Raw genomic sequence first — 11,701 nt, 5'->3', positions numbered from 1 at the left:
TTGATAGCTATTGTAATTTATCTTTTTAAATATTCAATTGCTATTTGTGTTCTATATTTTAAATCCATTTTAGATAATATAGACGTTATATGATTTTTAACAGTTCCTTCTGATAAAAACAATTCACATGATATCTCCTTATTAGATAATCCATCTGATATTAATTTTACTATATCAAGTTCTCTTTGGGTTAATCCATATTTATCCATTTTATTACTACAATTATCTTCTTTTCCTACTAAAAGCTTAGAAACTATATCAGCTTCAAATACTCCATTGCCTAAATATACTGATTTTATAGCACTTATAATTTTATCTGGTTTGCTGCTTTTTAACAAATATCCATTTGTTTTGTACTTTATAGCGCTACTTATTAAATTCTCTTCATCAAATGTAGTTAGAATTAATACCTTAACATCTATATTTCTATTGCTAATTTCAGCTAATACTTCTTCACCATTCATAATTGGCATTCTCATATCTAGTAAAACTACATCTACTTCATTTTGTAATAAAAAATCTATACACTCTTTTCCATTTTCTAACGTTTTAACAACTTCTATATCTTTATCTATATCTATTATTATTTTTAGGCTTTCTCTTATCAAAATATCATCATCAACTATAATTAACTTTATCATTATTTCACCTCTTTAATATTATAAGTATATAGAATCCATCTTCATTATTAAAATAAACATTTCCATTAATGTTAACTATTCTTTCCTCTATGCCTAATAATCCCATTCCCTTTTTAATATTTTTAACTTTACTTCCATTATCTTTTATATGTATTCTTATTATTTTGTTTAAAACACTTATATCTATATTTAATAAATCTGCATTAGAATGCTTTATTATATTAGTTAAGCTTTCCTTTACACAATCTAAAATTATCTTCCAATATACAAAGTTAATTTCATTTATATCTCCTTCAAATGTAATTCTATTTTCAATTTTATACTCTTTACTAAATTTGTCTAATGTAGATTTTAAATTATTAACTCCAATTTCAGTATTTTCTGGTTTTATTTTTCTAAGGGTTGCCCTTATATCATCCATACCTTGTCTTAAATTATTAGTTATGCTATCTAGCATAATAATTCCCTTTTCCCTATCATTATCAATAATTATTTTTAGTGCTTCTAATTGCATTATACTTCCAGCTATTACGTGACCTATATTATCATGCAATTTTTGAGAAATAATATTTCGCTCCTCTACTTTAATAGCTTCTATATTGTGATAATTAGCTTTATTTTCCAGCCTTTTATTTTCTTCTAAGTTAAATATTTTCTCCCTTAAATTATAATTTACTTTTTCAACTATTTTAATTTTTCTTTCATTTTTCATACTTTCATATATAAACATTGATCCTATTATTCCCATTGAAATTAGAGTGTAAGATATATCTATTTTTATTTGAACAATAAATAAAATTAATGTAATTAAGTATACATAAAAATTATCATATTCCTTGGTCTCCATAAACTCTACTGCTATTGGACCTATTAAAATTGATAATGGTAAAAATTCATAAGATGCAATAGACATATATACTAAATTTAATAATAATATTTTCAATTTATTTTTTTTCATAAAATTTAAATTAGATAAAATATATAAAGCTAAACTAATACATATTACGGTTAAAATAATTGGAGCATTTAACTTTTCTAAATACTTTTTTTCTTCTATAGCATAGAAAAATACATTTAGCCCCAAAATAAGATTTATTATAATTTTTAATATCACAACTTCCTCCTAGTATCTCTATTTCCTATTAAACTCTATTTAATTGTAACCTTTTTTACCCTTTTTTTGATATATTATTTATTATATTTAAATTAACTATTTTTTAATTGTTGGATTTTATTATAGATGAAGTAATTTATACTGCTAGTAACTCTTCTAGTTACTATATTACATTTAAATTTGAAAGTAAGGATAGATTAGAATTTGAAGTTAGCAGTAAAAATTATGGCATGATTTGTGAAAATGATTATGGAAAACTTAAGTTCCAAGGAACTAGTTTTTTAAATTTAATAGAGAATAGTAAAAAAGTTGCATAGGCAAACTATGCAACTTTTCATATTAATCATCTAAACTTGACGCTATACCTAGTAAATCTAATAATATATTAATAAAATCTAAGTAAAGGTTAAGAACATGTATAGATAAATCATTTCTTTCTTGTAATGCTCCACTTTCTATTTCATATTTTATTAAACTAATATCATATAGTACATAACCTGAGAAAATTATTACTCCTATTATGCTTATTCCTATATTGAAAGTAGCTCCACCTATAAACATGTTAACTATAGATAAAATTATTAAAGCTATCAATCCTGATAGTAATATTTTTCCCATTCCAAGGTAGTGTCCTGCTTCTCTTTTATATGATATTAATGATAGTACACCAAATAAAACTATTGTACCTATTAATATTGTTATTACTAGGTCACTACCTAAATCTTGTAGATAATATTGAAGTAATGGATACATAATTATTCCATCAATAAATGTAAAAACATATACAAAGTTCATTGAAAAACTTCTAGGTATTATACTTTTTCTTGAAAATAATGCTAATATTAAAAGTCCTATCATTAAAAACATTACGATTTTATTTGCATAATAAACTGCAGTTGGTGGTAAAATTCTTGGCCCAACTAAAAAACCTATAAACATAAATAATACTGAAATAGCAAGACATCTAAATATCTCTGCCATTGGATTTACTATTTTTTTATTCATATTACTCTCCTAAAAATTTAATTTATTCTTTCTATTATTTTTACCCATTATAACTATATATTAAGCTTTATAAAAGTTAATACTAAATATTAAAAGGTAGAGCTATCATTAAGCTCTACCCTTATTGAAATAGAATTAAAATACTATTCTTTATCAGCTATATCAACTTTTATACTTAATTCTTCAAGTTGCGTCGCATCAGCTGATGCTGGAGCATTTGTCATTGGACAAACTGCACTTTGGTTTTTAGGGAACGCTATAACATCTTTTATGTTAGTAGTTCCTGCAAGTATCATTACAAGTCTATCAAGACCAAATGCTATACCTGCATGTGGTGGTGTACCATATTTGAAAGCATCTAATAAGAATCCGAATTTTTCTTGAGCTTCTTCATCACTTAACCCTAATGCTTTAAACATTTTCTTTTGAACGTCAGCGTTAAATATTCTAACACTTCCTCCACCTACTTCATATCCATTTATAACTATATCGTAAGCCTTAGCTCTTAAAGATACTTTATCATCACCTTCTAATTTTTCTATATCTTCATCTAATGGAGATGTGAATGGGTGATGCTTAGCTACCATTCTTCCAGTTTCTTCATCTTCTTCAAATACTGGGAATTCAGTTACCCATAACATGTTGTAAACACTGTTATCTAATAAGTCAAGTCTTCTTGCAACTTCAAGTCTAACCTGTCCTAAAGCATCAAATACTACAGAGTTTTTATCAGCAACAAATAATAATAAGTCGCCTTCTTTTGCATTCATTCTATCTAATATTGCAGTTAATTCTTCTGGTGTAAAGAATTTAGCTATTGGAGAAGTTACTTCTCTATTAGCTCCTATTCTCATCCAAGCAAGACCTTTAGCTTTATAAGTCTTAGCATGATCTTCTATTTTACTTAATTGCTTCTTGCTTATTTCTTCAGATTTACCTTCTACATTTATACCTCTAACACTCATTCCATCTTTAGTAGCGTTAGCAAATACTCCAAATCCACAATTTGCAACTAAATCAGATATGTTAGTTAATTCGTATCCAAATCTAGTATCTGGCTTATCACTTCCGTATCTTTCCATAGCTTCAGCATAAGTCATAGTTTGAAGTGGTAACTGTACTTCTACATTTAATATTTCTTTAAATACAGTTTGTACCATTTTTTCCATTATAGCCATAACATCTTCTTGTTCAACGAAAGACATTTCACAGTCTATTTGAGTAAACTCAGGTTGTCTATCAGCTCTTAAGTCTTCATCTCTGAAACACTTAACTATTTGGAAGTATCTATCCATTCCACTTACCATTAATAATTGCTTAAATAATTGTGGTGATTGTGGTAATGCGTAAAATTTACCTTCATTAACTCTACTTGGTACTAAGTAATCTCTAGCTCCTTCTGGAGTTGGCTTTATTAAGAAAGGTGTTTCTATTTCAAAGAAATCATTTGAACTTAAGTAGTTTCTTACAATGTTTGCCACTTTACTTCTTAACATTAAAGTCTTTTGCATAGATGGCTTTCTTAAATCTAAGTATCTATATTTTAATCTTAATTCTTCTGAAACATTATCGTTATCTTTTATATATATTGGTGGAGTTTCTGATTTATTTAACACTTTAAGCTCCGTTGCAAATATTTCTATATCCCCAGTTGGCATGTTAGGATTTTTAGATGATCGCTCACGAACTTTTCCTTTAACTGCTATAACATATTCTGATCCTAATTTTTCAGCTTTAGCAAAAGCTTCAGCATTAACATCCGTATCAAATATTATTTGGCATAATCCACTTCTATCTCTTAAGTCAACGAATACTAGTCCACCTAAGTTTCTTTTCTTTTGTACCCATCCCATAAGTACAACTTCTTCGTCAATGTTTTGCTCTCTTAAGTCCCCACAGTAGTGAGTTCTTTTTAATCCGTTTAGAGTCTCCATTACTTCCCCTCCAGGTTTTAATTTCATTTATATTATAATTTTATATTTTACGTTTTATTTCTCTATAAGTCAAATAATTAGCTATCTAGAATAAATACTTAAGCTACTGTGTAGGCGAAATGAGTGTAGCAAATTTTTCTAAATAGCTAAAATTTTAAGATTAATTTATATCATTGTCACAATTTACAATAGAATAAAAAAGTAAAATACTATAATCTTTCCTGTAATTCTTTTACTATTTCACTTAATTTTATAGTAGTCTGCTCTGATGTAGCCATATTTTTAAGAGTTGCACTATCATTATCTAACTCATCATCACCTATAACTATAGTAAATTTAGCATTTATTTTATCTGAATACTTAAATTGAGCCTTAACGCTTCTATCTAAGTGATCATTATCTGCACTTATATGGTTACTTCTTAAGTCTTTTAATAACTTAAAGCTCTTAGTCTTAGCTTTATCTCCAATTGTTACTATAAATATATCAGTAGATGTTGGGTTTTCAATTTGAATATTATTATTTTCCATAGTTAGTAATAATCTTTCAGCTCCTATAGCAAATCCTATACCACTTATTCCTTTAGGTCCACCTAATTGTTCAACTAATCCATCATATCTTCCTCCACCACAAACTGTACTTTGTGAACCGATGTCATTAGATATTATTTCAAATGCAGTTTTCTTGTAGTAATCAAGCCCTCTAACTATACTCTTATCAACTACATAGTTTATTTCCATTTCAGTTAAGTATTCTTGTAATTTTCCAAAGTGATCTTTACAATCATCACATATATGATCAGCCATAAAAGGTATATCTGTTAAATTTTCCTTACAAGTTGGAACTTTACAGTCTATAACTCTCATAGGATTTTTCTCTTTTCTTTCTAAGCAAGTATCACATAATACATCCGATTTTTTATCAAGATATTCTTTTAATAAGTCATTGTATTTTGCTCTACAAGTTGGACATCCAACAGAGTTTATACTTACTGCTAAATCTTTAAGTCCTACTTCACCAAAGAATTGTACAGCTAAAGCTATAACTTCTGCATCTATTGAAGGATTATCACTTCCTAGTGCTTCTATACCAAATTGGTGGAATTGTCTTTGTCTTCCTGCTTGCGGTCTTTCATATCTAAAACAAGGAGTTATGTAAAATAACTTTGTTGGTTGAGTATCTGCATATAATTTATTTTCTATAAATGCTCTTACAACACCAGCTGTTCCTTCTGGCTTTAAAGTTATATCTCTTTCACCTTTATCAGTGAACGAGTACATTTCCTTTTGTACTATATCTGTTGTATCTCCAACACTTCTTTTGAAAAGTTCAGTATGTTCAAATACTGGAGTTCTCATTTCCTCATATCCAAATAACGCACAAACTTCTCTAAATTTATTTTCTACATAATTCCATTTATAAGCATCTTTTGGAGTTATGTCCTTAGTTCCTCTAGGAGCCTTAGTTAACATTTTTGTATACCTCCTCTTTCTTTCTATTTATCATTTCTTCTACTCTATCTATATATTGCTCAACATTTTTTACGTTTTCTACTCTTTCAATTCTATCTTCATCTACATATACAAACTTTGAAATAGACCCTGCACCTACTGCGTAGTTGCTTTGCTTTTCTTCCATTATTTGAATATTATATATACACTCATATCCTTCTTTTGCATATCCTATATTCTCTAAATTTCCTAACATATGCTTTTGACGATACATATAATATGGATTAAGTCCCATCTCACGTGCATATTTCATCGATAATTCTATCATCTGTATCATTTCTTCATATTTTGTAAGTTCATACTTATCAAGGTCTTCTTTTAATTTAGAAGCTCTCTTTATTGCTAAAGTATGGACAGTTAAACTCTCTGGTGAAAGTTTTTTAATTTCTTCTAATGTATGATGAACATGTTCTAAAGTTTCACCTTCAAGACCTAATATAACATCCATATTTATATTATCAAAACCTAGTTCACGAGCCATATTGAAACATTCTATTATTTCTAAAACCTTATGTCCTCTACCAATTTTCTCTAAAGTTTCATCGTTCATAGTTTGGGGATTTATACTTATTCTAGTTACATTATGCTTTTTAAGTACCTCAAGTATACCTCTGTTTATAGTATCTGGTCTTCCTGCTTCTACTGTGAATTCTTTTATTTTACTTAAATCCATTTCTTTAAATAAAGCTGTGATTAAAGTATCCATTTCTTCTTCATCTAAAGTAGTCGGCGTTCCTCCACCTATATATAAAGTTTCTATTTCTTTATTGGTATCCTTTATTATTTTTGCGACACCTTTAATCTCTTCTATAAGCTTATTTACATATTCGGCTTTGAAATGTCCAAATTGCTTTAAGGGATTTGCAGGGAATGAGCAGTAATAACATCTTGTTGGGCAAAATGGTATGCTTACATATAAAGAAATTTTATTTTTATCTATTGGGTACATAAATACCCTTTCTCTTTTAGCAATTTCTAAAGCTAATTCAACTTTTTCATCACTTATAAGATAATTAGTACTTAAAATTTCTCTTATTTTTTCATCACTTTTTCCTTCACTAAGTAATGTATGAACTATCTTAACAGGTCTAATTCCAGTAAGTATTCCCCAAGGGACGTAAGAGTTAAATAATTTTTGTAATACCTTGTATATACTTCTTTTAATAGTTTCTTTAGTAACCTTTTTAGACTCTTGCTCATTTAAATTGCTTAAATCACAATGTTCTACACATTCAAATCTAACATTATAATTTTCAAAATACTGAGTTTTAGATATTAAAGTATTATTGTGAACTATAATGCTATTTTCTAAAGTTCTTCCAAGGTCTTTGTTTTCAACAAATCTAAAGTTATTAGTAAATAATTTTACTAATTCAGAAATTTCATATTTAAAATCATGACCTTTTAAAATTATATCAATCATCTTAACTACTCCTTTTATCTTTAATGCTTAAATAGTACCCATAAGATTGGCTAACTACTAATTTGAGTAAATTAGTAGTTGCCTATGAAGTAGTTTTGTTAACTATTACATATATGGGTTACTCATCTTTTCTATACCTAAAGTTGAGCTTGGTCCATGTCCTGGGTATATATTTACATTGTCTTCATATTTAGCTAGTTTTCTAAGAGATTTTTCTATTTGTTTATAATCTCCACTGTAAAGGTCTGTTCTACCTATACTTCCTGCAAATAATGTGTCTCCTGTAAACATTTCATTATTAACTCTTATACACATACATCCTTTTGTATGTCCTGGCGTATGTAAGAAAGTTAATCTTAACTCACCTAAATCAAGTTTGTCTTTATCATTTACATATATATCTGCATCTAATTCTTGTGCTCCACAGTGCATAGAGTAACTTAAATTCTTTCTTTTATCTAATAAAAGATCTCTTTCTTCACTATGAGCTACAACTTTAGCTCCTGTCTGAGATTTAATATAGTTTACTGCTCCTATATGATCTCCATGACCATGAGTAAGTAGTATATATTCAAGTTGTAATGAGTTTTGTTTTATATAATTTAGTACCTTATCTTTTGCTCCACCTGGGTCTACTACTGCACATTTCTTAATTTTTTCATCAACTAGTACATACATATTTTCACCAAAATATGGCTCAACGATTTTTTCTATAATCATAAATATCCCCCTTAGAAACTTTTATTTGACTCTAATAACATCGTAACAGGTCCATCGTTAATTAAGTCTACCATCATATGAGCACCAAATTGACCTGTACCTACTACTACATTTTGTTCTTTTGCTTTTTGAATAAATTCTTCATAAAGCTTCGTTGCTAAATCTGGTCTTGCTGCATTTGAAAAACTTGGTCTTTTTCCTTTTCTGCAATCACCATATAAAGTAAATTGAGAAACTACTAATAGTTCTCCACCTACATCTTTTAAAGATAAATTCATTTTATCATTTTCGTCTTCAAATATTCTTAGATTAAGTATTTTATCTATCATATAATCTACGTCTTTCGATGTATCTTCATGAGTTACTCCAAGTAAAACAAGTAATCCTTTATTTATTTGTCCTATTACATTATTTTCTACTGTAACTTTTGAAGAAGATACTCTTTGTACTACTGCTCTCATAAATTCCTCCTAGTTTATAACTCTGTAAATGTCTTCAACACCTGGAGTAGATTTTATTTTTTTCATTAGTAAATTTAATTCTCCTATGTCATTAACCTCTACTAATAAATTAATGCTTATTATGCCATCTTTTCCTTTTCTAGCATTTATTCCATTTAAGGCAACTTTGTCTACTGCGACTATATGAGTTATATCATTTATTACGCCTCTTCTATCTGTTGCTCTTATTTGTATTTCTGCTTCAAATTTACCTTTTTCTGAATTACTCCAAGAAACATCTACTATTCTCTTTTTGAAGAAGTCTCCCTCTCCATTTGCATTTGGACAGTCTGCTCTATGAACAGCTACCCCTCTTCCTTTAGTAATATATCCAACTATTTTATCTCCTGGAAGTGGATTACAACATTTAGCAAATCTAACTAAAATATTATCTAATCCTTTTACTGTAATTCCTTGAGGGCTATTATTTTTTCTTTTACTTTTATATTCTTGATCTGTTAAATTGTGCTTATTTATATCATTTAATTCATTTAATTTAATTTGTTCTTTATTAATCTTCTTAACTTCTTTTTCATATGCATCTCTTACCTTTGGTACAACTTGAGATGCCATTATTCCACCGTAACCTATTGTTGCTACTAAATCATCAATAGTAGGTTGATTAAATTTCTTAGCTATTTGTTGCATATATTTATCTATAAATGGATCTTTAGTTAATGGTAAATCATATTTTTTAAACTCTTTTTCTAAAATAGATATACCACGATCTATATTTTCTTCTCTTCTTTCTTTTTTGAACCATTGTCTGATTCTACTTTTAGCATTTGGTGTTTTAACAATAGTTAACCAGTCTCTACTTGGCCCATTAGAGTTTACTGAAGTTAATATTTCCACTATATTTCCATTTTGAAGTTTATAGTCAATTGTAACTATTCTTCCGTCGATCTTAGCTCCTACACATTTATTACCTACATTAGTATGAACTCTATATGCAAAATCTATAGGAGTAGCTCCTGCTGGAAGTTCTACTACATCCCCTTTAGGTGTAAATACATAAACCTGGCTATTAAATACATCATCTTTTAATGCATCTAAAAACTCTTGAGGGTCTTTAAGATCTTTTTCCCACTCCATCATTTGTCTTAGCCATTGAAGTTTTTCTTCTACATTTGCTTGGCCTGATTCCGTATTACCTTCTTTATATTTCCAGTGAGCAGCTATACCGTATTCAGCGATATTATGCATTTCCATAGTTCTTATTTGAATTTCTACAGGCTCTCCATCTGGACCTATAACTGTTGTATGAAGACTTTGATACATATTAGGCTTTGGCATTGCTATATAGTCTTTAAATCGTCCTGGAATAGGTGTCCATAGGGTATGTACCATACCAAGTACTGCATAACAGTCTTTTACTGTATCTACTATTATTCTTATAGCAGTTAAATCATATATTTCATCAAAGTTCTTATGCTTATTTTGCATTTTGCTATATATACTGTAGAAGTGTTTTGGTCTTCCATAAACATCGCACTTTATTTTTACACTTTCAAATTTGTCATTAAGTAATTTAAGTATGTTTTCTATATATGCTTCTCTTTGACTTCTTTTTTTAGCTACCTTTTCAACTAATTCATAATAACCTTCTGGGTCTATATATCTTAGTGCTAAGTCCTCTAGCTCCCACTTTATCTTAGAGATCCCTAGTCTATTAGCTATTCCACCATATATTTCTAATGTTTCTTTAGCTTTTGATTTAGCTTTTTCTGGTGGCATAAACTTTAAAGTTCTCATATTATGCAGTCTATCTGCAAGTTTTATAAGTATTACCCTTATATCTTTAGCCATTGCTAAAAACATTTTTCTTAAATTTTCAGCTTGAGTTTCTTCCTTTGATTGATACTTTATCTGCCCAAGCTTTGTTACTCCATCTACTAAGTCCGCTATTTCTTTTGAAAATTCCTTTTCTATATCTTCATAAGTATATTCTGTATCTTCTACAACATCATGTAAAAGTCCAGCCGATATAGTTTCTATATCTAACTCCATTGAAGCTAAAATATTTGCTACTGCTATTGGATGTATAAAGTATGGCTCTCCTGATTTTCTAAATTGCCCCTCATGTGCATTTTTCCCAAAGTAATAAGCTTTTTCTACTAGACTAACATCCGCATTTGGTGCATAGTCTTTTATGTTTTTTATTAGTTCTTTTATCTCTTTATCATGCATAATATCACCTATTTTAAGTATGAAGTTCGCTAAGACAATTGAAACAAATAACTTATTTGTCTCTTAAAATCCGCTGCGTATTATTTTTAAAATTTATATATATTAAAATAGTTGGTGTTATACCAACTATTGTTAAATTACTAGTATTTTACAAGAGAATTAACATCATATTTTGATAATTTTTCTCTTCCATTTAAGAACTCTAGCTCTATTAAAAATTGCATAGATACAACGGTTCCACCTAATTTTTCTATAAGGCTAGCAGCAGCTTCCATAGTTCCACCTGTAGCTAATAAATCATCAACTATTGCTACTCTTTGTCCTGGCTTTATTGCATCTTTATGTATTTCTAAAGTATCAGCTCCATACTCTAATCCATAATCGTAGCTTTCTGTTTCATATGGTAGTTTTCCTGGTTTTCTAACTGGAACAAATCCAATTCCCATTCCGTAAGCAACTGGTGTTCCCATTAAGAACCCTCTTGCTTCTGGTCCTACTATTATATCTACATTTTTATCTTTTAAATCTTTTATAAACTCGTCTATTGTAAATTTAAAAGCCTCTCCATCTTGCATTAATGTTGTTATATCTTTGAAGTTTATACCTTCTTTTGGGAAATTTTCTACTTCTCTTATTACTTTCTTTAAATCCATCTTTGAGTGC

11 protein-coding genes are annotated in these 11,701 nt (G+C 28.5%); 1 reads left to right on the top strand and 10 read right to left on the bottom strand.

Translation table 11 applies throughout. The features are described from left to right. Window positions 1-17: 17 nt before the first annotated feature. Together JNUCC81_RS02705 and JNUCC81_RS02700 are read right to left on the bottom strand one after the other, a co-directional pair. Window positions 18-641, bottom strand: coding sequence for a response regulator (locus tag JNUCC81_RS02705; protein ID WP_454095196.1), 624 nt, complete (start codon window positions 639-641; stop codon window positions 18-20). Between the two features lie 4 nt (window positions 642-645). After that, complete coding sequence (locus JNUCC81_RS02700; RefSeq protein WP_454095195.1) at window positions 646-1,755, bottom strand: sensor histidine kinase; 1,110 nt, start codon at window positions 1,753-1,755, stop codon at window positions 646-648. Between the two features lie 107 nt (window positions 1,756-1,862). Here JNUCC81_RS02700 and JNUCC81_RS02695 point away from each other — a divergent pair, with 107 nt between their 5' ends. Further along, window positions 1,863-2,072 carry a DUF2500 family protein gene (locus JNUCC81_RS02695; protein WP_454095194.1) on the top strand — a complete coding sequence of 70 codons (210 nt, stop codon included), beginning with the start codon at window positions 1,863-1,865 and terminating at the stop codon, window positions 2,070-2,072. Window positions 2,073-2,094: 22 nt separating this feature from the next. On the opposite strand, the gene JNUCC81_RS02690 is transcribed toward JNUCC81_RS02695, so the two are convergent. From JNUCC81_RS02690 to JNUCC81_RS02655, 8 genes are all read right to left on the bottom strand, one after another. Next, entirely contained in the window at window positions 2,095-2,760 is a 666-nt protein-coding gene (locus JNUCC81_RS02690; protein WP_454095193.1) for a Bax inhibitor-1/YccA family protein, read from the bottom strand. Between the two features lie 143 nt (window positions 2,761-2,903). Then, window positions 2,904-4,694: an aspartate--tRNA ligase gene (gene aspS, locus JNUCC81_RS02685; RefSeq protein WP_454095192.1), complete on the bottom strand. Its 1,791-nt coding sequence runs from the start codon at window positions 4,692-4,694 to the stop codon at window positions 2,904-2,906. A gap of 209 nt (window positions 4,695-4,903) precedes the next feature. Beyond that, window positions 4,904-6,166, bottom strand: coding sequence for a histidine--tRNA ligase (gene hisS, locus JNUCC81_RS02680; RefSeq protein WP_454095191.1), 1,263 nt, complete (start codon window positions 6,164-6,166; stop codon window positions 4,904-4,906). After that, window positions 6,156-7,628 (bottom strand): coproporphyrinogen dehydrogenase HemZ, encoded by a 1,473-nt coding sequence (gene hemZ / locus JNUCC81_RS02675; protein ID WP_454095190.1) that lies wholly within the window; start codon window positions 7,626-7,628, stop codon window positions 6,156-6,158. Before hemZ ends, hisS begins: the two co-directional genes overlap by 11 nt. A 105-nt stretch (window positions 7,629-7,733) precedes the next feature. After that, window positions 7,734-8,348, bottom strand: a complete 615-nt coding sequence (locus JNUCC81_RS02670; RefSeq protein ID WP_454095189.1) for an MBL fold metallo-hydrolase — start codon at window positions 8,346-8,348, stop codon at window positions 7,734-7,736. A gap of 11 nt (window positions 8,349-8,359) precedes the next feature. Next, a complete protein-coding gene (gene dtd, locus JNUCC81_RS02665; RefSeq protein WP_454095188.1) occupies window positions 8,360-8,809 on the bottom strand; it encodes a D-aminoacyl-tRNA deacylase in 450 nt (149 codons plus the stop codon). A gap of 9 nt (window positions 8,810-8,818) precedes the next feature. Beyond that, a complete protein-coding gene (locus JNUCC81_RS02660; RefSeq protein ID WP_454095187.1) occupies window positions 8,819-11,038 on the bottom strand; it encodes a RelA/SpoT family protein in 2,220 nt (739 codons plus the stop codon). A gap of 140 nt (window positions 11,039-11,178) precedes the next feature. After that, window positions 11,179-11,691, bottom strand: coding sequence for an adenine phosphoribosyltransferase (locus JNUCC81_RS02655; RefSeq protein ID WP_454095186.1), 513 nt, complete (start codon window positions 11,689-11,691; stop codon window positions 11,179-11,181). Window positions 11,692-11,701 lie beyond the last annotated feature (10 nt).

The organism is Faecalimicrobium sp. JNUCC 81 (assembly GCF_053667625.1).
Note: the sequence above shows the minus strand (reverse complement) of the source record. Positions and strands in the feature narration are given on the sequence as shown.